Below are 25,718 nucleotides of genomic sequence, written 5' to 3'. Positions count from 1 at the left end.
TTCTTTATAAACCAATTTGCACTCCCAAGGTTAAGGTCTGTGCTCTTGGATAAGCAGCAAAATCAACACCTTGGGCAAGATTGTTCCCACCTCGAATATTAACTTCTGGATCAAAACCACTATAATCAGTTATGGTAAAAAGATTTGTGGCTGTAACATAAACCCTGGCAGAATTAATGCCTTTTACATTTTGCAAGGGAAGATTATAGCCTAGGCTCACATTCTTTAATCGTATGTAGGAACCATCTTCCACAATGGCTGAATTGGGTTGTAAAAATTGGTTGGTTTCACTACCGTAACTGATGTTGACGTATCTAGGGTCGTTAGTAGGATTACTAGGGGTCCATCTATTGTCAAACCAATCTTGGAAAGCATTGTTGATAAATCTTCCTGAAGCAAGAAACAACCTGTTGATATTCATCAGATCATTACCAACCGATCCTTGAATGAATACGCTCAGCGTAAAGTTCTTATATTGAAAATCATTGTTCCATCCAAAGATATAATCAGGATTGGGGTTGCCAATGATAGTCCGGTCCTCTCCATTTATGGTACCATCACCGTTAACATCTTCATATTTATAGGCGCCGGGTGACGAAACTCCCAATACAGGAACCAAGGCGTTGCCACTAGTGTCAAAATCGCTTTCCTGCAAAACTCCAGTTACCTTATAGCCATATAATGATGAAAATTGTTCACCTACACGCATAATATTGGAAGGTTCGGTAACAATGTTTGTTGCCGGGCCTGGCCCAAAAATATCAGCATCACCCTCACCTAGACTCAACACTGTTGTTTTATTATTACTCCAGTTAAAATTGGTGTTCCACTTAAAATTTTGGGAATCTACAATGTAACCGCCAAGTACAACTTCAAAACCTTTATTTTCAATGCTTCCAGCATTGGCTGTTATTGAGCCAAGACCAGCGGAGGTTGGAAGTGGGAAATTCAACAGAAGGTCATCCGTTGTCTTTTTGTAGTAATCCACTGAGGCAAAAAAGCGGTCCCTTAAAAAACCAACATCCAAACCTACGTTAAATTGCGAAGTTTTTTCCCATTCTAAATTTGGATTTCCGAGTCTAGTAGGAGCTAAGCCAGAGTACAGGATATCCCCATATACAGCATTGGCCGTGCCTAAAAGGGTCAAGGATTGCAATGGTTGTATGGATTGGGACCCTGTAATACCATAACTTGCCCTTAATTTTAAGTTTGATAATGTTGGTGATTCCTTTAAGAAGGATTCATTAGAAATGGTCCAACCAACCCCAACAGATGGGAAATAGCCCCATTTTTTGTTTTCAGCAAATACGCTGGACCCATCAGCCCGGCCAGTTAATGAAAGGTAGTATCGCTGGTCATAATTATAGTTAAATCGTAAATAATAAGAGGATAAATCTCTTTTAATTTTGGAACTGCTAGGTATAAATGGATTCAATCCCAAACCAACATTATCAGTCTCCAAAATATCCACTGGAAATTCGGTTACCAAAGTGTTTAATCGCTTTTGAACATCGGTTTGCCATGAATAACCTCCAGTGGCATTGATGTTGTGGGAGTTAAATTCCTTGGCGTATGTTAAATACGATTCAATCAAGTAATTTCTAGAATTAAAAGTATTGTAAACTGCTCGGCTATTGAATAACTGACCCAATCTGGTGGTCTTTGGAAAAAATACTTCACGCTCACTATCCAAAGTGGTAGTACCAGTAGTTAAATTAAAGTCTAGACCATCCGCAATGTTATATCTTGATTGAATACTTAAAATAAGGTTCTGGTTGCTCGTCTCATCTTTTCTGTCCCTCAACTCCGTTAAAGGATCAACAAAGAAATTGGTCGTTCCATCTCCTTCATCAATGGGATCTCCAGGAGTAGCGGTAGGTGCGTTTTTGTAAGCTGAAAAAACCGCTCCAGAGTTTATGATAGTTCCTGTACCTTCATTACCACGGCTATTTAAAGACCTTACATAGTTCAAGGATGTGCTAACATTAAGACGGTCTGTTAAATTGTTGTCTATGTTCAATCTTATATTACCTCTTTTAAAATCGGTAAATTTTAAAATACCGCCGTTTTCCAAATAGTTGGCCGATAAATAATATTTGGATTTATCTCCACCTCCCGAGACTGTCAACTGATATCTCTGAGTCAATCCCGTTCTTACAACCCGATCTAACCAATCCGTAGTTGGGGCATCTTCTGGGAGAGGCCTCTCGTTCCCGTCAAAAAGGGGATCACCACCCTGTCTTATTGCTATTTCGTTTCTCCAAGCGGCATACGTTGGACCATCCAAAACTGGTGGAAAATCCGATATTTCGCTAAATCCTGCCTCGGTTGTAAAATTAATTTGGGTGGCTTGCTGGTAGTTTCCTTTTTTGGTGGTCACCATTATTACCCCATTGGCACCCCGAGACCCATAAATGGCCGTTGCAGAAGCATCCTTTAGAATCTCTACGGACTCAATTTCAGTAGGGTTCAAATAGCTCAAAAAGTTAGAAGATGTCAAATTCCCCTGTCCTGCATTTGATGCCGATGCTTCCGCGCCTTCTGGCATTGGGTAACCATCGATCACGACCAAGGGTTGGTTGTCCCCTAAGACAGAATTATTACCTCTAATTCTAATAGTTACGTCTCCACCTGGTTCAGCTGAAGTATTGGTGATTTGAAGTCCAGCTGTTCTACCTTGCAGCGCAAGGTCAAACGTTGGTACCGGTGTAACCGCAATATCTTCGCTTTTTATAGATCCTACGGAACCTACCAGATCAGACCGTTTTTGGGTTCCGTAACCCACAACAACAACTTCATCTAAGTTTTGTGAGTCTTCTTGGAGCACTATGTTGATTTGGTTTCTGGCACCAACAGTCTCTTCTTTGGCCTTAAACCCTATATAGGAAAACACCAAAATGTCCGATCCGGAAACCAATCGAATTTGATAGTTTCCATCAAAATCGGACTGTACTCCGTTCTGTGTCCCTTTTTGGATGATTGTTGCCCCTGGAAGTGGTGCCCCATCTTCAGCGGTAATGGTTCCGGTCACTGTTTTTCCGTTTTGGGAAAAACCCATTAAGCAGAAAAGCATAAAGATAGGAACCCATAATTTGTTCGATTTTTCTTTAATAAAGGTTCTCATAAAATCTGTAGTTAGGTTACTTTAGTTTTTTTTGTACGTTAAGCCAATATTAATCAGCCCCGTGTATAAACCCATCCTGTACCATGCTGATATTATAAATTTCCCCTTAAAATTTTAACGATTTGACAATTTCCATATATGGAATTTTACAAATACTACGCTTTAAGTGAATACTCCGAACAACCCCTACTGCATAAGACAAAAAATTCTTTTGATCAATTTTTATTTCCAATGTTAACAAACAAAAAAGGGCGGTATAAGAATACCGCCCTTTTACATTATCCAACCAAGGTTTAATAGCCTGGGTTCTGTGTTAAATTCTCATTGGCATCCAATTGATTCTGCGGAATAGGGAACAATTCCAGTTTTGGGTCATAGACCGTACCAAAAAACTGGGCATCCTCATTGTTCTGCAACGATTGTTCGATATCACCCCAACGTTGCAAATCAGGATATTCAGTAAACTCACCTGCCAATTCCCATTTTCTTTCTTGCTTGATGATGTCCCTTAGCTCGGATTGATTCGTTGTAACAACATCATCCAAACCTGCTCGATCTCTTATTTGGTTTAGAAAGGGCAAAGCCTCAGATGAACTTCCACTTTCGTTCAGAGCCTCTGCAAGCATTAATAAAACATCGCCATAGCGCATAAAAATAAAATCACTTCTATGTTGAAATGGACTTGCCGGTGCGCCACCAACATCCAACAACTTACCAAATCCGATTCCCTTTGGGTCATTGTAGCCCCCAAATGGCAGGTTTCCTGGATTGTTGGGGTCATTATAAGTTACCGTATCACCATTACTGTTAACATAGGAGTATAAAAGCGTAACATCCCGTCTTAGGTCCGTTTCGGCAAAGGAGTCATAAAAAGATTCTGCAAACCCTACTTGATATTGCCCACCATTAAATGCGTGTGGTGAAAGTGGAGCTCCAACGAAAAAATTTAGAACACTACCCGCGCCATTTTGAGCAACATTTGGACGAGCAAAAATAATTTCTGAATTGAACTCGTTGTCCACCGAAAATATATCTGCAAAATTTAATTGAAGACCATGGGGTCCGTTGTTTACAACTTCTTGCAATTTTGTTGCGGCCAAACCATACATTTCAGTTTGCTCCAAAGGTTTTCCCGCCATGTGCAGATATACCTTTCCTAAATAAGCTTTCGCCGCCCATGAGGTGGCCCTGCCCAAATTGGCATTATCCCAACTTTCAGGAAGCCTGGTCTCCGCAAATTGAAAGTCTTCGATAATTACATTATATACTTCTTCAATAGGGCTTCTTGGTTTTTTAACCGATTCATCTGAAAAATCGGAGGTGGCTTCAAGATGCAAGGGCACATCACCAAACCATTTCACCAAATTAAAATAGTTCCAAGCTCGCAAAAACCTGGCTTCCGCTATTTTTTGCTCTTCCACACTTGGCTCCAAACCTACATTTGAAACCTCTTCAATTACAACATTGGCCCGGTTGATACCTCTATAAAAATTATTCCACCAAACGCCATGGGCTGTTGTTGGCTGAAAATTCAAACCGGATAATTGGCCTTGGTTACCATCGCCTTTGAGACGTACAACAACACCTTCACCGGGGCCTGATGTGGCCAAAAAATACCAAAGCTCATCAATACCTTGATTCATAGAAGAATACACGCCGTACAAGGCTTTGTCAACATCTCCTTCGTTTTGATACAGGTTTTCTACCGATAAAAACGAGAACGGAACTTCCTCCAATGGTTCACATCCCAAAAAGACTGAAACTGTAATTATTGCTATTATAAATTTTCTCATGATATCTATCTTTTCAAATTTAAAATGATAAGTTTACTCCAAAAGTGATGGTCTTGGGCCTAGGATAAGCTCCCAAATCCACACCAGGGGCCAAACCACTGTTATTGGGTCTAATGGTATCTGCATCCAAAGAACTCACCTCAGGATCAAAACCACTATAATCGGTTATGGTAATCAGATTGGTTCCAGTAGCAAAAACTTGAAGGCTGGTCAACCCAATTCTATCAGGCAATGGTACATTATACCTTAGGGAAATATTTCTAAATCGTATATAACTACCGTCTTCCACCATGTAATTTGCAACTGCAGGTGCTACAGAATTTATTGATGGGAACCTAATATCATTGGTTGGGTTTTGAGGTGTCCATCGGTTCTCATACCATTCAACCGTTTGATTTTTGTAGGCTTCATTGTTAAAGAACCCTGAGCTTAGTGTTGTTCTAAGGGGGTTGTACAGGTCATTACCTATTGAGCCTTGAATGAAAACATTTAAGGTTAAGTTTTTGTACGTGAAATCATTATTCCATCCAAAGAGAAAATCTGGGTTGGGATTACCTATGACCTTTCTATCGTCATTGGTGATTACCCCGTCTCCATTTACATCTTCAAATTTCCAGTGTCCCAATTGTGTGTCATTTCTGAACACGGGAAAAGTTGGATTTCCTCCTGTATCGAAATCACTTTCTTGTATTAGGCCAATCGCATTCAACCCAAAGAATTGTCCAAATTCTTCACCTGGTCTATAAATGTGTCCATTGCCAAAAACATTGATACTAAAACCGGGGCCGAAAATTTCTTCAGCTCCACCTAATTCCAATACTTCAGTTTTATAGGAAGTATAGTTCAATGAAGAGTTCCATTGGAAATCTTTAACATTGACCACCAAAGCATCCAGGTTCAGTTCGATACCTTTGTTTTCGATACTGCCAAAATTTACCAAAGCACCCCCAAAACCAGATTGAGAAGGGATTTGAACGCTCTGTAGTAAATCTTTCGTGGTTTTCACAAAATAATCGAAAGTAAAGTTTAATCGATTTCTAAAAAGCCCCAAATCGAGCCCTAGGTTTTTCTGTTCCGTTGTTTCCCATTTAAGGTTGGGGTTTGCAACACTTTGGGGTGTAAAAGCCAGAGTAGGCGCGTTTCCTATGGAGTACGTAGTTGTACCATATCTAGATAAGGATTGATAAGGTGCTATTGCCTGACTACCCGTTTCTCCCCATGAACCACGCAATTTTAAATTGGAAATAGTGTTGCTCTCCTTTAAGAAATCTTCTTCCGATATTCTCCAGCCCACAGCTGCCGAAGGAAAATAGCCCCACTTTTCATTTTCTGCAAAGCGCGATGATCCATCCGCTCTTACCGTGGCCGTTAATAGATATTTATTCTTAAAGGAATAATTGAATCTTGTAAATCCGGATTGCAGAATACTTTGGGAACGATTGGAACCTACAACCGGTATCCCTGTAGCAACTCCAAAATTATCAAACCCTAGCAATTGGATGTCAAAATCATTGACGCTCAGAGAGGCACCGTAGTTGTTAAATTCACTGTACTCTGCCCCTAAAGTTGCTGAGAACTCATGGTTTTCTCCAAACTCGTCAGCAAATGTCAGGTAATTACTAACAATATAATCATAGGCCCTGCTATTAGAAGAAGAACCGACCGCATTTGGAAGAATACCGCTACCCACATTCGATGGAGTAAAAATATCCCTTGTTCTTAACCTATAATTCAAACCTCCATTGAAGGTATAGGATAGATTATCGGTTATTTTAAAAGTAGCTTCCACGTTCCCCAATAAATTCGTGATAAAATCCCTATCATCCTGTTCGGTTACTTCTAGATATGGATTTATGAACTGTTGATTTTCTCCTGTGAAGCCAGAAAAATCCAAAGAAGGAACTATTGGTTCTGAAAAAAGCGCATTGAAAATAGGCCCCCCTCCAGATGGGAATGCCCTATTATCCGTTACCGATCTAAAGTTCTGTGTATGGGTTCCATTCAAACTAAACTTCAAGTTCAGCTTGTCATTAAGAGCATCCATATCCAGGTTTACCCTAACACTACCTCTTTTGAATTTAGAGCCTTTTATAACACCCTTATCATCCAAAAGGTTTCCTGAAACAAAAAATCGTGTCTTCTCACTACCTCCGGAAATATTTAGTCCATATTCCTGTCGAAGACCAGTTCTCACTATTTCATCAAACCAATCAAATCCCTGTCCTTCATACTGTTCTGGATTGGGAAAAGGTAATGCATTGCCAAGAGCTGCATTTGCTTCATTTCTGTATTCCGCATAATCCTGTCCACTTAGAACCTCATAGGGAGTATCAATGGTCGAGTAACTTATGTTCGTATAAAAATCAAAAGATGTCTCTCCCGTTTCACCTCTTTTTGTGGTAATCAATATAACTCCATTAGCTCCTCTAGATCCATAGATAGCTGTTGCAGATGCATCTTTCAGCACTTCTAAATTCTCTATTTCTTGAGGGTTGAAGTTTGGTGTTCCACTAATTGGGATACCATCCACCACATACAGAGGAGAATTGTCACCCGATATTGAATTGTTTCCCCTAATCCTAATAGAGGCTGGGGCTCCAGGTTCACCAGAGGCCGAGGTAACCAAAACACCACTACTTCGTCCCTGTAGCACTTGATCTACGGAGTTGAAAACGGCTTTTTCAAGGTCTTCGCTTCCAACAGAAGCAACCGACCCGGTAATATCCGATTTCTTTTGACTACCGTATCCAATTACTACCACTTCATCAAGGTTTTGTGCATCTTCTTCCAGTACTACATCGATTGAGTTTCTATTTCCAACAATCTCTTCCTTAGTAGTAAATCCTACATAAGAAAATACCAAAACACCAGATCCTGATGCCAATTGTATTTGATAATTGCCATCAAAATCAGATTGGACTCCATTGTTTGTACCCTTTTGAACTATACTTGCCCCAGGTAAGGGTTGTCCGTCTGCGGAAGTGACTGTTCCCGTAACAGTTTTTCCCGTTTGGGAAAAAGCAGAGAAACAGAAAAACAAAAAGATAGGAACCCATAATTTGTTTAGAACTCTTTTCAAATAGGTTTTCATAAATTTTGTAGTTAGTTAATAATAAAGTTTCTTTTTATGTTACCTCAATATTAATTTATGGGTAAAAGAACACCATCCTGCACCACCATGCTGACACTCTATATTTTTTTTGATTGACAAATAAATCTTATTCAGTATTTACGGAACTATTCTATAAATTTTGCCATCCGCCTTGGTCATCATGTAGATTTTACCATCGCAGTCTTGGCCAAACCTAAGGTCAATCCGATGTTTTTTTGTAAGTGTTGCAAAATTGGTCTTTTGACCTTGGTGTGTCAGATTCAACTTTTCAATGTTGCCGTGAGCTTTTGAAAAATCTGATATAAACACTGTGCCTTCTGGGATGTCACCAAAAATATATTTCCCTTGAAAGGGAGGCTCTCTAGAAAAGAATCCGCCGCTGATAGCGGCACCATCATCATGATCATACTGTATTACTGGATAGGTTACGCCAAAATCGTCATCATCTTCGGGAAGCTTCAGTGCCAAGCTTTGATTTTCAAACGGGTCGAGCATAAAGGTACCTTCGCGAATGGGCCAACCGTAAAATTTACCCGGTTCAATCTTGTTGACCTCTTCCACTATTTTATGCCCAATATCACTAGCGTACATCTTGCCATCAACATTCCAAGTTATCCTATTTGGGTTGCGGAGACCATAGGCCCATATTTCTTCCTGCTTATCCGTAAATTTCACAAAAGGATTATCGCTCGGAATCCCATACTGGCCATTCTTACTATTCTTTCCCATGGGATCAATCCGTAAAATTGTCCCCCAAACCATGTCGCCATCATGCAAAGCAACTTGGGGATAACCCTCAACCACACTCCCTCCATCGCCAACACCAATATAGAGCATACCATAATCCATATCGTTTTTATTTGAGGTGGGATTGAATGCAATTTCCTGTACTCCGTGCATGCCGCTGACAAAATCAATTCGCAAAAGCTCTCTAACCGCACCTACGAAATGTTCTTCTTCAGGATATTTTGTTTTCCATTCCGAAATGACCCATTGTAATGTCGTTGGAATACTGTCAGGAAGCGAAAAATCGGCCTTGTGGCTGTCTTTTTTCTCAGAATGGGCTGTATAGATCAATCCGTTCTCTTCAAAACCGGGGTGAAATGCAAAGCTACCTAAACCTGTACCGAGCCCAGGCTCATGAATAAAGTCTCTGCTATGGTCAGAAATGGTTAAATATGGTAACAAAGTATCTTGTTGAAGTTCATAAAGGACTCCCCTCAAATCATTGATGAAGATACGTTTTGAGCTTCCTGTACATTCCAGCTTATTTATCCGGGCCAAGGGTGGTTTTTCAGACGAGGGCGGAACTTGAGCCACAAATTCCAAGTTGGCCGTTAAATTAGAAAAACGCAGAGTGTCCGGTATCGGATTCTTTATACTATTCTGAATTGAGCTTTCATCAGGTAACTTCTTTTTGGTGTGAGTATGCATGTAACTCAGCAAGGCGTCCACTTCATTTTTGGAAAAATCATCAAAGCCAGGCATGTATATCTTGTATTCCTTATGAAGTGCAATTGAGCGGGCATCGTTTTCAGCTACCATTTTAAATGGATTTCTGATAAACCGCCTTATCCAATCCGTTTCAACACTCTTGGTAAGTCCACCAAGATTAGGCCCAATGGCATCTTGCTTGAAGTTGTGACAATGGGCACATTTTTGCTCAAAAATTCTTCTACCTATTTCTATCGTATCCGTATCGGTACTAATGGCAGCACCAAACTCATTTCTGGTTTCTGACCAACATCCACTGAACTGGAATACAATAAGAAAAAGGTAAAATGTCCTTATTAAAAGAAAAGTTCCTGATTTTTCAAACACTATATTTTGGATTCAAAAGAGTAACTTCCAGACCCTATTTCGTAAACCTTGTATCCGTCTTTCTCTTCAACAAATTTTATAGATTCCAAGTCAATATTTTCTCCGTTTTCCATGACGGGTGTATCTACTACGGAGGGTACATAAATGGTTGCATTTGTATTTACAGGTACTTCAACCTTCATCAAAAAGGACGCTCCCTCTATTGACCATGAAGAAACGATTTTACCATTTATAGACCCATATTCCCCCTTAACATGGGATAACGAACCATTTCCCAAATCGGGTTTTATAATGATATTATTGAAACCTGCACCTTTGGTTTTGATACCGGCCATTTGAGCAAAAAGAAACTGGGAAAACGCTCCAAAAGCATAGTGGTTAAAAGAATTCATTTCAGCGTTCATTTCTCCATTAAAACCAGCTTCTGGCGTGTAGCTGTTCCAGCGTTCCCAAATGGTTGTGGCCCCATTCTTGACCTGAAAGCCCCAACTTGGATAATCCTTTTTCAACAAAATCTGATATGCTAGATCTCCACGTCCCACAGAAGATAACGCGGGCAATAATTGCCGAATGCCCAAAATACCGGATGAGGGTAGGTTGTCGTTTTCTTCGAGAAGGTCCACCAAGTGTTTTTCAGCTTTTTCTTTTAGGGTATCTGGTAGTATATCAAAATAAATTACAGTTGCATAAGCTGATTGGGTATGGCCGGTAAACCCTTTTTCACCTTCAAAATAACCCTTTCCATCACCATAAGCATCTTCAGTTATGACAAATTTTCCATCCTCGTCAATGTAATGGTTTATAAAAGCTGATACGGATTTGTCATACACTTCTTTGTAGTATGCTGCCTTCTCATCCTTTCCAATAGCAGTACTCATCTCGGCCATAATTTTTAGTGCATATTGATAATACATCGAGGCCATGATGTCATGCGCCAGATTTTTATCGGTCATGGATAACCAGTCTCCAAATCCGCCTTTAGGATTTACTTCTGTCCAAGAATTTTCTGGATAGAAGTAGTCTGTTTTGCCACTCTTTTCGATGTGGTAATCCATAAACTGGGTCATAGACGCATAATGATCTTCAACAATTTTAGTGTCGTTATAAAACTTAAAGGTGTTGTAGGGCACCATTACACCTGCTTCCATCCACCCAGGGGAAAACCAGACCAATTCTGGATAAGGTCTCGGTGCAAATGTGGAATACGCCCCAAAATCGTACTGAGCATCTCGAACATCTGCAAACCACTTGGCATTGAATGCTCCAAGGGTTGCATTGTAAAGGGCCGATTTTGAAAATATCTGTACGTCACCCAACCAACCCAAACGTTCGTCTCGCTGTGGACTATCGGTAGGCACTTCCATAAAGTTGGAGCGCTGCGTCCATATCACATTCTCAAACATACGGTTCAATGTTTCGTCTGAAGAAGTGAATTCACTAACCATGGGGATGGATGAACCAAAAGCAATTCCAGTAATAGTATTTTTATCTGGTTTACTCTTTAATCCGGTGACCTCAATATACTGAAATCCATGATAGGTAAATTTAGGTTCCCATTCTTCCGTACCCTCTCCTTTGAGAATATATGTATCCGTTGCCCTGGCAAAACGGAGATTTTCCGTCATCAAGTTTCCATCATCGTGAAGCCGTTCACCATAACGGATTACAATGGTATCGTTTTTATTTCCAGACACCTTTAATTTGGCATGCCCAGCAAAATTCTGTCCCAAATTAAAAACATAGACACCTTCATTTGGCTCCGTAATTTCTATGGGCTCCAGTTGGTCATACACTTGGATGCTATTTCCTGGATAGGCTTCCAATGCAGCTTCGGTACCTTCATGTAAATATACATTGGCCCAACTTTGGTCATCATAACCGGCAGTATCCCATCCATCAAATTCCAAATTGGCATTGTACCCGGTCCCCATCAAAAGATCTGCATAACGCAAAGGGCCTTCACTTGCTTTCCAACTTTCGTCCGAAACTATTGTTTCTTTTTTCCCATCTTCATATTCGACTTCTAATTGACAGAATAATGCTGGATGCAGACCATACAACTCACGGTTTCTAGGATTGGACAATACTTTGGGGCCAACATACCCTGCATACCAGCCATCACCTAAAATAGCGCCCATTGCATTGGTGCCTTGGTCTAAATCTTCACTGATATCATAAGTCTTATAGTAGATTCTTTTGTCATAATCTGACCATCCGGGGGCCAGTAGGTCATTGCCGATTTTTTCACCATTCAAGGACATTTCAAAAACACCTAGAGAGGTTACATATAGCGTGGCCCTTTTGACCTCTCCTTCTACCGAAAATGATTTTCGCAAATAAGGTGGAGCAGGTAGATGAAGTGGGTCTTTTGGGTCGTTGTCCTTGGTTTTAAACCCAATCCATTTGGCATTCCAATCTTCCTTGTTCAGTAGCCCCATTGTCCAAAATCCTACTTCACTCCAATCAGATACCGAATCATCTTCATCCCAAACCCTAATTTTAAAATAACAAATTTGGCCCGATTGCAGTGGTCTTCCGGCGTATGGGATATGTGTATTTTGACTTGAAATTGTTTTATCTGAATCCCACAAAAGGTTACCCTCTTCGTCCAAGCCTTCTTTTGAATCCGCCACCTTTATTTGATACGCCGATTGCTTTCTGTTTCTGCCCTCAGAATACATGACCCAACTTATTCTGGGCGTCAAATCATCGATTCCCAAAGGATTATTAAAGTAGTTAACGGACACCTTTTCTATCTGTATCCTTGTCCTGTCTGTATCTTTATTTTTACAAGAAACAAGGAGTATAAGAGTGAAAATAAAAAGTATTGTGTTCTTCATAAAACGGTGATTTGGCATTTTTGACAACTTTGATGCGGGTTATTTTACTAAAAATATCCTACGTCAAACAAATCAAATCCAATAGAAATTAATAAGACTTGATATATTTCAACGTAGATAAGTTCTTTTTTAATTTGATCTCAAGGATAAGGCCGCAGCTGTTTAAATGTATCCTGTACTTCCATGTACGCTAATTTTAATCAAAACTTTACAATACCAGTATTGTGCAGGATGAAGAAAGTTGGATTTATCCTTTTATTACCACCATAATTAGGCGCGACAGTGCTGTTGGCCACTAACTCAGACATAGAAATGTACAAGAAAAGTGAACCCCTTCTTTTATTGCTAGTGATCCTATTTTGTTGGTCCTCCGTAGGTCAAGAATCCACGAGACCCAACATTATACTAATTGTAGCAGATGATCTGGGTTACAGTGACCTTGGCTGTTACGGTAGTGAAATAAAAACACCTCACCTTGATAATTTGGCCGCAAATGGCGTACGGCTGGCCAACATGAACAATGCCGGCATGTGTGTTATTTCTAGAAGTTCAATGCTAACAGGAAAATGGTGGCCGGAAACGGGTTATGGCATTAAAAAGGGAGAAAATTTAGCCGAAATGCTCAAAAAAAGGAATTATCACACCGGAATTATTGGCAAATGGCATTTGGCAGGAAATCCAATGGAGAAGGGTTTTGACTATTTTTTTGGTTTTCTTGGAGGTTATTCAAGCTATTTTGAGGGAAGCCCAGATTATAGATTGAATCATGAGCCTTTTAGCGATTTTGGGGAGAATTTTTACAGCACAGATGCATTTTCAGAGCATGCGGCCAGCTTTATAAAGCAGAGTTCTAAACTAAAGGACAAACCTTTTTTCCTTTATTTAAGTTATCAGGCACCGCACAACCCCCTTCAGGCTCCAAAAGAAGAAATAATGAAGTACAGGGGACAGTATCTTCAGGGTTGGGAGAACATCCGTGACGCACGAATCAGAAAACAAAAACATTTGGGCATTGTTGAAAAGCAAGTTCCACTTCCAGCTTACCCAAAAAACCTACCGCTTTGGGAAACATTGTCACCCAGCCAAAAAGAATTGGAGGATCTAAGAATGTCTGTGTTTGCCGCCATGGTGGAACATATGGATTCAGGTATCGGGAAAGTCATCACTGCCCTGGAAGAAACTGACGTTCTCAACAATACATTAATACTATTTTTAAGCGATAATGGCACCGACTCTTTCTCAGTCATGGATGATGAAATGCTCAAAAAAAACCTTTTGCCAGGCGATGTTGGTTCCAATTACCAACCTGGTACTGGATGGGCGTACGCAAGTGTAGCCCCAAACCGTCTCTATAAAATCAGCCAGCACAATGGAGGTATAAAAACCGGTGCCATTGCCTTTTGGCCCAAAGGCATTTTAAAAACCAACAGGACCAATCAACAACCTCTTCATGTGGTCGATATAGCCCCTACCCTCCTTGAATTAGCAACGCAAGAAGAACCAAAAAGAGATAAGGAGAACATGGGTTTTTCCGGTCAATCTTTTATTAAAATCCTAGAAAACAAGTCTTGGCAAAGAAATGAACCTATGTTCTTTCAATTTATGGATAACCGCGCCATACGAACCAACAACTGGGGGCTGGTAGAAGTTGATGGGAATGGATGGGAGTTATACGACTTAAAAAAAGACCCTTTGGAAACCCATGACCTTGCCAGTAAACATCCTGACATGGTCAACAAATTGGAGAAAAAGTGGATGTCCTGGTGGAAACTAACGAGCAATAACAATGATTATACGCCAGAAAGTACACATGAAAGTCCCCATTACAAACCACAGGGAGATCGGGGTTCTGGTGAAACTTATGTGCCATCTGCCATGCCCCATTCTTTAAAGCAAAAATATCCAATCAATAAAAATTAATTGTCGACTGTGCAGGTTTAACCAAAAACTTCCCGAATAAATTAGAGAGAAACATGCCCGAAAAACCCAACCATAAAAAACTTTATTATTCAGCAATTGTACTGAGCACATTACTATTATCATTTTCGTGCAAAAAGGGGCCTAATCCCATTAAAAATCAAAAACCAAATATAATATTCCTTCTTACTGATGATCAACGTTGGGATGCTTTGGGAGCAAGTGGAAACCCCATCATCCAAACCCCAAACATAGACGCTTTGGCCCGAAGTGGAGTGCACATGGAAAATGCTTATGTGACCACATCAATTTGCGCTGTAAGCAGAGCAAGTATTTTGAGCGGCCAATACTCTTTGATGCATGGCATACAGGATTTTTATACCAGTTTTTCGCAAGAGGCCCTAAATCAAACCTATCCGTTGCTGCTGAAACAAAATGGATACAAGATTGGGTTTATTGGCAAGTACGGTGTAGGAAATCCTAAAGACCAACCTAAAAAGTCTTTTGATTTTTGGGCAGTTGAAGAGAAGCATCAACCCAACTACGAGAACAAAGACGAAAAAGGCAATTATCTGCACCACACCCAAATGGTGGCCAATCATATAGACCGTTTTTTAAATTCAACAAAGGGTGATGAACCGTTTTGTTTGTCGGTAAGCTTTAAAGCACCACATGCTGAAGATGGAGATCCAAGGCAATTTATTCCGGATCCTAAGTTTGATAGCCTATACAATGATATAACCATTAAAAAACCGGAAACGGCCCAAAGCCAGTATTGGGACTCTTTTCCAGATTTTTTTAGAACTGAAAAAAACATTGCCCGAATACGTTGGAAATTGAGATTTGAAACTGAAGAAAAGTATCAAGAAAGTGTAAAAAACTATTATCGCTTAATCAGCGGGGTGGACCAAGTAATTGGAGATTTGAGGGCGAAACTTGAGCAAATGGGAATTGCAGATAACACAATATTGATTTTCACAAGCGACAATGGCATGTATTTGGGCGAGCATGGACTTGCCGGAAAATGGTATGGTCATCAGGAATCAATACGAGTCCCCATGATTTTTCATGACCCAAGAAACAACATGGAAAATCTTAGAAAGCATAGTAAAGATATTGTTCTCAACATTGACATAGCACCAACCATTCTTGGTTTTGCAGGCGTTCAGGCCCCTAAGCAAATGCAAGGTTTAGACCTTAACAGTGATAAATTTAATTCGTCTGAAAGAACTACTTTTTTTTATGAACATAGTGTGTTTCAGAGCCCTGAACTACCCAATGTTGAAGGCGTTGTCAGTAAGGATTTTTCATATATGAATTTTACTGAGCATAACTATGAGACCTTGTATGATTTAAAACTTGATCCGTTCGAGACAAAAAATCTGACCGAGGATTCAAACTACAAAACCATTTTAACAGAACAGCGTAGAATTTATAACAGATTAAAAAACGAGGCCAAACAAACAACCCCTTGATTATGAAAACAAATAGAAGCACTTATCAATTAGCATTACCCATACTTTATGTACTGTTACTGTTATTCACTTCATGCGAAGTTAAAAACGAACAACCTGCTTTAAATTTCACAAAGCTTCAAGAAGATTTTTCACAACCAACAGATGACAACACCCTATGGTGCTATTGGTATTGGATAGGTGATGATATTTCAAAAGAAGGCATCACAAAAGACTTGGAAGCTATGAAAAAAGCGGGTATTGGGGCTGCATTGATTGGAAATATCAATCCAGATGAAGTGGACGGTAAAGTACCCATGCTGAGTGAGGACTGGTGGGATCATATGGTCCATGCAGTAAACGAGGGTAAACGTCTTGGTGTTGACATCGGTGCATTTAACTGCCCAGGGTGGAGTCAATCAGGCGGGCCGTGGGTAAAACCCGAAATGGCCATGCGCTATATGACCTATTCTGAAGCCAAAGTGAAAGGAGGTCAAGAAGTGAAGATAAAACTGACCAAACCTACCTCAGAGTTCCAAGACACCTATGTACTCGCATTTCCTTCAATTGCATCCGAAGAGAAAACGCTTTCCAGCAGTAATGCAAAAATCAATGTTAGTCCAGTCATCAAAAATGTAGACCAACTCATAGACAGGGATACCACAACGGTAGCCGGATTTTTAAAATCGGTTGAAAACTATCAAGTCGATATTACTGCCAACGAAGCTTTTGTTGCAAGAAGTCTGCGACTTATCCCCTCAACTGATGAGTTTAAGGCAACATGTGAGGTATATGCAAATACAGACGGAACTTATACCAAAATCAGGTCTTTTGATATAGACCGAAGCAAATTGAGTCCTAACGTGGGGCCAGATAGATATGCTCCAATATTGGTTGCATTACCCGAAACGCAAGCCAAGCAATTTCGAATAAAATTTAAAGCCGAGGGCAACGTATTCCAATCCAATACCTACCCCAACGCCAAAATAGAAGCTTGGAACCTATCCGAAATAGTGTTTTCAGAGGCAGTGGGACTTGAGGACTATTCGGAGAAAAGTTTGGGCAAAATGCATCCAACGCCATTTCCATCATGGAATAGTTATTTGTGGGAACAGCAAGAAGCCATAGAAAAAAGCTCCTTAAAAATAGCTAAAGACCAAGTTATCGATGTCAGTGATAAAATGGAGGCTGATGGAACACTTTCTTGGAATGCACCTGAAGGGGAATGGACCATTCAACGCTTTGGAATGACACCGACCGGAACCAAGAATGCTCCTTCTGCACCACAAGGAAAAGGTTATGAAATTGATAAAATGAGCGAAGAACTTGTGCGCTTTCATTTTGAACAATTCATAGGCAAGTTCATTGACAAGATTCCTGAAGAAAACAAAAGTGCCTTTAAATATGTCATTGCAGATAGTTATGAAATGGGTTCACAGAACTGGACCGATAATTTCAAGGAAACCTTTGAGACTACGTATGGTTATGATCCAGTACCCTTTTTACCCGTTTACTCAGGCAAAATTGTTCAAAGTCTTGAAGCCTCTGAGCGTTTTCTTTGGGATGTAAGACGACTGGTTGCGGATAAAGTAGCCTATGAATATGTTGGAGGTCTAAGAAAGATAAGTGAAGAAAACGATTTAAAACTATGGCTTGAAAACTACGGGCATTGGGGCTTCCCTTCAGAATTTTTAATGTACGGCGGGCAATCCAGCTTGGTTTCCGGCGAGTTTTGGAATGAGGGCACATTAGGAAATATCGAGTGCAAGGCGGCTTCTTCGGCCGCTCATATTTACGGCAAGCCAATGGTATCGGCAGAAGCTTTTACAGCTGCACATAGAAGCTATGTAAGACATCCGGCACTATTGAAGAAAAGGGGGGATTGGTCCTATACCGAAGGGATTAATCATTTTGTATTGCATCTTTACATACATCAACCCGATGATGCAAGGGTTCCCGGCGTCAATGCTTGGTTCAGCACCGAATTCAACAGGCACAATACGTGGTTCGAAAAATCCAAGGCATATTTTGATTACCTGCGCAGATGCCAGCATTTGCTACAACAAGGAAACTATGCCGCAGACATCTGTTACTTCATTGGAGAGAATACCCCTTTGATGACAGGCCCCACAAACCCGGAAATTCCTAAAGGATATTCCCATGATTTTATAAATGCCGAAGTCATTTTAAATGATATGAAAGTGGAAAATGGAGACTTGGTATTGTCCAGTGGGATGCGATATAAAATGATGGTTTTGCCCTCACTTAATACTATGCGGCCCGAACTGCTCGAAAAAATAGAATCACTTATTAGTGAAGGTGGCAAAGTCTACGGAAGTCAACCGGAAAAATCCCCTAGTTTGCAGAATTATCCAGAATCGGATAACAAGGTTGAAGAGTTAGCGCAAAAAATGTGGCAAGATGCCTCAAGTAAAATACAAACCTACGGTGATGGCACCGTTTTGCAGAACATGACTTTAGATTCTGCCCTGACTCACCTAAAAATTCCAAAAGATGTGGATTTAAATGCGGATGTACCTGCGCTATGGACGCATAGAAGCCTTCCTGGAATGGATATTTACTTTTTGACCAATCAGGGTGATGAAAAACTGGAATTTGCGCCTTCTTTTAGGGTTAAAGGATTAAAACCACAGTTGTGGAATGCCATGACAGGTAAAATAAGGCATCTAAGTGAATACACTCAAACAGAAAACCATACCAAAGTGCCATTGGTCATGCAGCCTGGACAAAGTTGGTTTGTTGTTTTCACCAACAAAGAAAATAACGCTGTAGCCAATGCTCATCAAATCAACTTTCCCAAAAACAAAGTTATTCAGGAGCTCAATACCAATTGGGAACTGAACTTTTCAGATAAAACCATTGGCCCAGAAGAAACAATTCAATTGGATAACCTTATGGATTGGACCCAAAGCGAAAATCCTAAGGTAAAATATTACTCAGGCACCGCTACCTATTCTACTTCGTTTGAGATAAAAAAGGAAGAAAAAACCGAATATGTATTGGATTTGGGTCACCTTGGCGTTATGGCTTCAGTAAAACTGAATGGAACGGAAATAGGCACCTCTTGGATGCCTCCACATGTCTTAAAACTTGGCGATTTACTCCAAGAAGGAGAAAATCAACTAGAAGTTGAAGTTGTAAATGTCTGGCGCAATCGTTTAACAGGAGATAAGACGCTGCCAGAATCGGACCGCACTACTTGGGTATTGGTAGATAGCACGGAACCTGAGGAAGAGCTAATACCGTCAGGATTATTAGGTCCGGTTACCATAAAAAGTCTGGTAGAGTAGAAAAGTTAACATCCAAAATTTTAATCACAGCATGGGACAGGATGGATCAATTCTGTCCCACCAGTATTTTTAAAGGAAAGTAAAACTATATGAAACAAAACACCCTATTCATAATCGCTGTTCTTGTATGTACCTTAGGTTTAAACGCTCAACTTCCGCCATCATTCGGTAAGGATGTGTCTCAAAGAGCACGACCTTCAGAAATGACCAAAGTATATCTAACCCCTTCAAAAGTTATCTGGAAGTCTGACAATACCGGTCAATTTCTCATCAATCCAGAACAGCTTTTAAAAAAGGGAAATGGTCAACTTGCCGTCAACGAGAATAATCTCTTTCAACTCAAGAGCACCCAGGAACATAAGCCAGGAATCCTTTTGGATTATGGAAAAGAGATACATGGCGGTGTTAAAATAGCCATGGGTATCAAAAAGGATAAATCGCCAGTAAAATTGCGTTTGCGCTTTGGTGAATCTGTTGGGGAAGCCATGTCGGAAATTGGTGGGGAAACCAACGCCACCAACGAACATTCCATGCGTGATTTTATTGTTGAAGTACCATGGTTGGGCACTATAGAGGTAGGTGAAACAGGGTTTCGCTTTCTGCGTATTGATGTGATCGAGGCCAATCAGGAAGTTCCTCTTAAATCTGTAGAAGCCGCTTTTGTTTATCGTGACATTCCCTATTTGGGATCCTTCAACAGTAGCGACGAAAGACTCAATGACATATGGCTCACCGGTGCTTACACTGTCCATTTGAACATGCAAGACTATCTCTGGGACGGCATTAAAAGAGACCGTCTGGTTTGGGTCGGCGACATGCATCCTGAGGTAATGACGATAAATACCGTTTTTGGCAATCATGATATCGTTCGCAAAAGTTTGGACCTGGCACGGGACCAACATCCGCTGCCTCAATGGATGAACGGTATCAGCTCATACTCCATGTGGTGGCTATTGATCCATAAAAACATTTATGACTATCACGGTGATCTTGAATATCTAAAGGAGCAAGAAAGTTATATGATTGCACTTTTAGACCAACTTGCATCTTTTATAGACAAGGACAATAAGGAAATCCTTGATGGAGGCCGGTTTATGGATTGGCCCACAAGTGAAATTCCAGAGGCAGTCCACGCAGGGCTTCAGGCTATGATGGTAATGACCTTTGAGGCTGGAAGTGAAATCATGGAGATTTACGAAAAACCAGAACTCAAGAAAAAGTATGGCAAAGTAGCTGAAAGACTTCGCAAGCACAAGCCCAAGGACAACACTACCAAACAAGCTGCCGCATTGATGGCATTGGCTGATTTGGAAGATGCCCAAAAAATCAATACCAACATTTTAAAGAAAGATGGTGTAGAGCGAATGTCAACGTTTTACGGCTACTACATTTTAGAAGCCATGGCCAAAGCCGGGGACTATGATGGAGCTCTTAATGTAATTCGCGAGTATTGGGGCGGCATGCTCGATTTGGGAGCCACAACCTTTTGGGAAGACTTTGATATCCTCGATACCAAAAACACAGGACGTATTGATGAGTTGAGTCCTGCCAACAAATTCGACATCCATGGTGACTTTGGTGAGTATTGTTATGTAGGCTACAGGCACAGCCTATGTCATGGTTGGGCGAGCGGACCAACAGCATGGCTCAGTCAACATGTACTAGGAATCAATGTAATGGATGCTGGTGAAAAGATTGAAATCAAACCCAATCTTGGAAATTTAAAATGGGCCAAAGGAAGTTTCCCAACAAAATATGGCGTGTTAAAAGTAAGCCATACAAGAAATGCTGATGGTACTATAAAAACAGAATATGAAGCGCCTGATGGATTAACCGTAATCCAATAAAACTGAAAATTCACAATGAAGAAATCAAAGCCAAATTGTATTAGAACATTCTATTTACTGGTCATTCTCATCTTAGTGAGTCACACTATGATTGCAAAGACTATTATTTTGACCAGCGATCAACAATTGACCGATTTAACCGATCCCGACAAAAAAATAGATATGTCCACGGGATATACAAAACGGTATGCCAGTCTTAGGGATGTCTGCGAAGAGGCGAAACGAAACGGTGACCATATCCTGACCATTGCTTTTGATGAATTCTTCAGGCAATATCGAGATCAAGAGGCTACGGAGCGTAAACTTACCCCAGATATGGATGCCTATGTGGACAAAATCAAAATTATCGCTGATTTTGCGGCTAAATACGGCTTGGGAATGGGGCTAAGTCTTTTAAGCCCGCTAGAATTAGGACCCGCCTTTAAAAATAAAACAGGAAAAAATGGCCTTTGGTTACATTACAAGGTGGGGCTACGCGACCCGCTGACCGGTAAGTTCAATGTACCGCTGTGGCAACAAACAACTTGGTCCAACAACAAAGGGAATTTTGCCATTAAGCTTAAATCCCACAAGGCCTACGCATTTAAAGAAAAAATGTTGCCAAACAGTCCGTATAAAGTGGTTGATCGCGAGAATATATTGCCTTTGACCAATGTAAAAATGGATGTTTGGGAAGAGCAACCAGACGCTGATAATGATCGAGATATGGATACCGATTTGTGGAGCAACCCCTCTACACCAAATCCAAATCGAAGTAAACGAGTCAGTGTTTATGCCGATGAAACTGACGAATTTAAGGGCTATGACCGGGTCTTGGTACTATTGGAATATGAAGTTCCTGAAATGGAGTATTTCAGCCCTGAAGCATTGCCTTTTTTGAAGGATTTATTAAAAAAGTATGACGATAAAGGCATCAAAATAGAGCATTTTTATTCTGACGAGATGCACATCCAGCAAGACTGGAAATATTTTCAACATCACGACAATGGTCAATTAGCATTGCGCTATTATGCACCAACCATGGGACAGCTTTTTGAAGAAAAATTTGGAACTCCCTTTGAAGAAAAGGACATACTGTTCTTTGCGTATGGACCAAACATTTATAGTAACAATGCCACTGCAACACAAAATGTGCAATATGTATTTGGAGAATCTGATGAGGATATTCAGCGTACGTTCTTATTTCGGGACCGCTATTATAAATTGCTCAACACCCATGTTGTTGACCTATTCAAAGAAGCAAAAGAATATGCCAGTGGGCTATTTGGAGTCGATGATTTTGGAACAAGCGGGCATTCCTCATGGGCAGAAAGTCCCACGGTTGACCTATGGAATACTGAAGATCTGGAGCGCCACGCCTATAAATATGAGTACACCTCAAATTTTATCTGGGGTAATACGGTGCAACAGGCAGCGGCCGCCTGTTACGATTATTTTAAATGGGGCGAATATCTTGAGCCAACAAGAAACGATTTTGCCGAATTAGGCTGGAATGATCGAAATTATTACGGAGCTGCCATGTCTGCCTCTCTAGGGGTTTTGAACCGTATTCCTGCCTCCTACCCTGCATTTTGGGGAATGCCCGAAGAGGTTAAGGAAAGAAAAGGTGCCATAAACGATGCCTACGGAGGGCGTACACGCTCAAAGGCAATGGACCTGCTTACCGAAAAAGTGCATCGCAATGTGGATGTCCTCATTCTTTATCCCATGAACCTCGTTGCCGTAGAGGAACGTTTTGGCAGCTGGATGACCCAATATGGCTACGCCAATTTTATCACCGCAGAGAAATTAGTGGAGCTCGGTAAAATAAATCCCAATGGAAAACTACAAGTAAAGGAAAAAGAGTACAGCACTCTTGTTACCCTGTTCGAACCATTACCACAAGCTGGTCTTCTGGACATTATGGCTAATTTAAAAAACAAAGGAGGAAAGGTCTTTTGGTTCGGACCGCCACCCATCTTAAACGGGAATGGAGAAAATTGTCTTGAAAAATGGGAAAATCTCTTTGGCGTGGATTATGAATCCGAAAAACTACAAGGCCAAATTGCAGTGGGTAAGAGAATCGATTTTCACAATCAATTGAAAGAAGTTTCACCACAATATATCCTTACTGACTTTTTAGTAGACCGTATTTACCCCGTAAAAGCCAAAAATGGCACTTCAAAACTATCGTTTTGCGATAACACTTTGCTGGTTGGAACCGGAAATGACAACGCGTATTATTTTGGATTCAGACCCAGAGATGATCAATCTTCTAGTTTGGGCTATGAAACACGTACTCTGTTTGAACTATTGGATGGGTTGGGCGCGTATCCCACAACAGATACTTTCCCTAAGGTCAATGACAACACAGAACATATTTCAAGAACAACAGATTATTTGGCAACCCGTTTCCCGAACGGGGCAACGGCTATTGTTCGTCATTATAACAAACATAGGGAAACTTGGGCAGGTGGATTCTCAAGAGATATTGAAGAAGACCGAGAAGCTTTGGAACTAAATCCATTGCCACCAGCCGACCTCCAACTTTCAAATTTCAAGGTCAATGGTCATAACGTGGACTTTCAAGGAAGATTGACCATGGGTTTCCGACTCAATGAAGAAAAAGAACTTATCGCCTTTCAGGGGCAGCAGTGCAACTCAGTGACCATTGATGGAAAAACCTATACATTCTCTCAGAGTCCATTGAAGAAAATTGCATTTGCCCCGTCTTTGAACAAAAGTGAAAACACCACGCTGATATGGGTGGAAGGTAGTGGGCAAGTATCCATTCCATTATCTGAATCTTATGGCCGCCATCCTAAATTAAAAAACGAAAAAGGAAGAAGCATTAAACATAAGGTTGTCGATGGCTCAATTCAATTTCAACTAGATGGGAAATCCAATGGCAATTGGCTCAGCTTAAACTAAAAAATATTCAAAATAAAATGATGAATCCAATATGATACGATCTTTAAAAATATTCTTGACCGGAACTCTAGTATTATCAATGGCTCATGTTCTCACTGCCCAAAGCAGCGAACCGATGAACGTAGTCTTTATTTTGGCTGATGATTTGGGTTGGAGCGACACTTCACTATATGGCACTACCGACTTTTATCAAACCCCCAACTTAGAACGTTTGGCCGCTCGTGGAATGACTTTTACCAGAGCCTATTCTGCCAGTCCACTCTGCTCACCCACACGGGCCAGCATACTAACAGGGCAAACCGTGGCGAGACATGGTTTTACAGCACCGGTAGGCCATCTACCCGAAGTTAAACTTTCAGCAACGCAATCAGATAAAGCTCCCTCAAAGGAGAAGGCCATCATCACGGAATCGGCCACCAGATTGAATACTACCTACCCCACTTTAAGCAAATTATTGAAAAAAGAAGGATACAGTACCGCACATTTTGGAAAGTGGCACTTAGGCTCTCCCCCCTACAGCCCACTGGAACACGGTTTTGATGTGGATATTCCCCATTGGCCAGGACCAGGGCCTGCCGGAAGCTTTGTGGCCCCATGGAAATATCCCGATTTCAAGGAGAAATACCCCCAAGAGCACATAGAGGACCGTATGGCCGATGAGGCTGTTGCTTGGTTGAGGAAACAAGATAAAAATGTTCCTTTTTATATGAACTACTGGCAATTCTCTGTCCATGCACCTTTTGATGCCAAGGAAAGTCTCATCAAACATTACAGAACCAAGGTCGATTTCAACAATCCACAGCACTCCCCCACGTATGGAGCCATGGTTCATTCCCTGGACGATGCAGTGGGAACCTTACTCGACGAAATAGATCGCATGGGAGCCGCAGACAATACCATCATCATCTTTTTCAGTGATAATGGAGGCAATATGTACGACGGCATTGTTGAAACTCTTCCCGATGGGGAAAAATTCTTGACGGAACCGACCAGCAACAGGCCACTCAGGGGAGGCAAGGCCACTATGTTTGAAGGTGGAATTAGAGTGCCCTGCGTTGTGGTTTGGCCGGGAGTGACACAACCAGGGTCGGTCTCAAACGAAATCATACAAGCTACGGATTTCTATCCGACCCTGCTAGAGCAGATGAACATTCAAAAACCGAAGAATCACAAAGTAGATGGTGTCAGCATACAAAAAGCGTTGGCAGGTGGTACTTTGGAACGCAATCCTATCATTACGTATTTTCCGCATCAACCGCCCGTTCCCGATTGGTTACCCGCCTCTGTGTCGGCCCATGAAGGGGATTGGAAATTGATTCGCCTGTTTCATCAGGGTGAAAACGGAAACCACGATTATCGCCTGTACAACCTAAAATGGGATATTGGTGAAACACACGATATGTCTGCGGTATATCCCGAAAAAGTTGCGGAATTGGATGCATATATCGAAATGCATTTAAAAGATGCAAATGCAGTCATTCCAAGAATCAATCCAAATTTTAACCAACAAGAATATCACCCAGAAGTTATCGGTATTCAGCCTAATGGTCCAAGAAACAAAACCAGAATAGAAATCGATTGACATAAGG

General features: G+C 40.9%; 11 protein-coding genes. 6 read left to right on the top strand and 5 right to left on the bottom strand.

Annotated features, from left to right (window positions below; genetic code table 11):
- Nucleotides 1-4: 4 nt before the first annotated feature.
- From ACFOWS_RS05080 to ACFOWS_RS05060, 5 genes are all read right to left on the bottom strand, one after another.
- Nucleotides 5-3,124 carry a SusC/RagA family TonB-linked outer membrane protein gene (locus ACFOWS_RS05080; protein ID WP_379762876.1) on the bottom strand — a complete coding sequence of 1,040 codons (3,120 nt, stop codon included), beginning with the start codon at nt 3,122-3,124 and terminating at the stop codon, nt 5-7.
- Nucleotides 3,125-3,417: 293 nt separating this feature from the next.
- Nucleotides 3,418-4,917, bottom strand: coding sequence for a RagB/SusD family nutrient uptake outer membrane protein (locus tag ACFOWS_RS05075; RefSeq protein WP_379762874.1), 1,500 nt, complete (start codon nt 4,915-4,917; stop codon nt 3,418-3,420).
- Between the two features lie 19 nt (nt 4,918-4,936).
- On the bottom strand, nt 4,937-8,008 hold the full coding sequence (locus tag ACFOWS_RS05070) for a SusC/RagA family TonB-linked outer membrane protein (protein ID WP_379762873.1): 3,072 nt from the start codon (nt 8,006-8,008) through the stop codon (nt 4,937-4,939).
- Between the two features lie 138 nt (nt 8,009-8,146).
- Entirely contained in the window at nt 8,147-9,850 is a 1,704-nt protein-coding gene (locus tag ACFOWS_RS05065) for a PQQ-dependent sugar dehydrogenase (protein WP_379762872.1), read from the bottom strand.
- Complete coding sequence (locus ACFOWS_RS05060; RefSeq protein WP_379762871.1) at nt 9,850-12,690, bottom strand: family 78 glycoside hydrolase catalytic domain; 2,841 nt, start codon at nt 12,688-12,690, stop codon at nt 9,850-9,852. The genes ACFOWS_RS05065 and ACFOWS_RS05060 overlap by 1 nt, the downstream gene beginning before the upstream one ends.
- A 312-nt stretch (nt 12,691-13,002) precedes the next feature.
- On the opposite strand from ACFOWS_RS05060, the gene ACFOWS_RS05055 reads away from it, so the two are divergent.
- From ACFOWS_RS05055 to ACFOWS_RS05030, 6 genes are all read left to right on the top strand, one after another.
- Nucleotides 13,003-14,610, top strand: a complete 1,608-nt coding sequence (locus tag ACFOWS_RS05055; protein WP_379762870.1) for an arylsulfatase — start codon at nt 13,003-13,005, stop codon at nt 14,608-14,610.
- A gap of 53 nt (nt 14,611-14,663) precedes the next feature.
- Nucleotides 14,664-16,082 (top strand): sulfatase family protein, encoded by a 1,419-nt coding sequence (locus tag ACFOWS_RS05050; RefSeq protein ID WP_379762869.1) that lies wholly within the window; start codon nt 14,664-14,666, stop codon nt 16,080-16,082.
- Nucleotides 16,083-16,084: 2 nt separating this feature from the next.
- Nucleotides 16,085-19,372, top strand: coding sequence for a glycosyl hydrolase (locus ACFOWS_RS05045; protein WP_379762868.1), 3,288 nt, complete (start codon nt 16,085-16,087; stop codon nt 19,370-19,372).
- Between the two features lie 89 nt (nt 19,373-19,461).
- Nucleotides 19,462-21,219: an alpha-L-rhamnosidase-related protein gene (locus tag ACFOWS_RS05040; RefSeq protein WP_379762867.1), complete on the top strand. Its 1,758-nt coding sequence runs from the start codon at nt 19,462-19,464 to the stop codon at nt 21,217-21,219.
- Between the two features lie 15 nt (nt 21,220-21,234).
- Complete coding sequence (locus ACFOWS_RS05035) at nt 21,235-24,129, top strand: hypothetical protein (protein ID WP_379762866.1); 2,895 nt, start codon at nt 21,235-21,237, stop codon at nt 24,127-24,129.
- Between the two features lie 115 nt (nt 24,130-24,244).
- Nucleotides 24,245-25,711, top strand: coding sequence for a sulfatase (locus ACFOWS_RS05030; protein ID WP_379762865.1), 1,467 nt, complete (start codon nt 24,245-24,247; stop codon nt 25,709-25,711).
- Nucleotides 25,712-25,718: the final 7 nt, after the last annotated feature.

This window comes from Flagellimonas marina, assembly GCF_042651185.1.
Classification (GTDB): domain Bacteria; phylum Bacteroidota; class Bacteroidia; order Flavobacteriales; family Flavobacteriaceae; genus Flagellimonas; species Flagellimonas marina.
The sequence above is the reverse complement of the archived record's forward strand: the minus strand, read 5'-3'. Positions and strand labels throughout refer to the sequence as shown.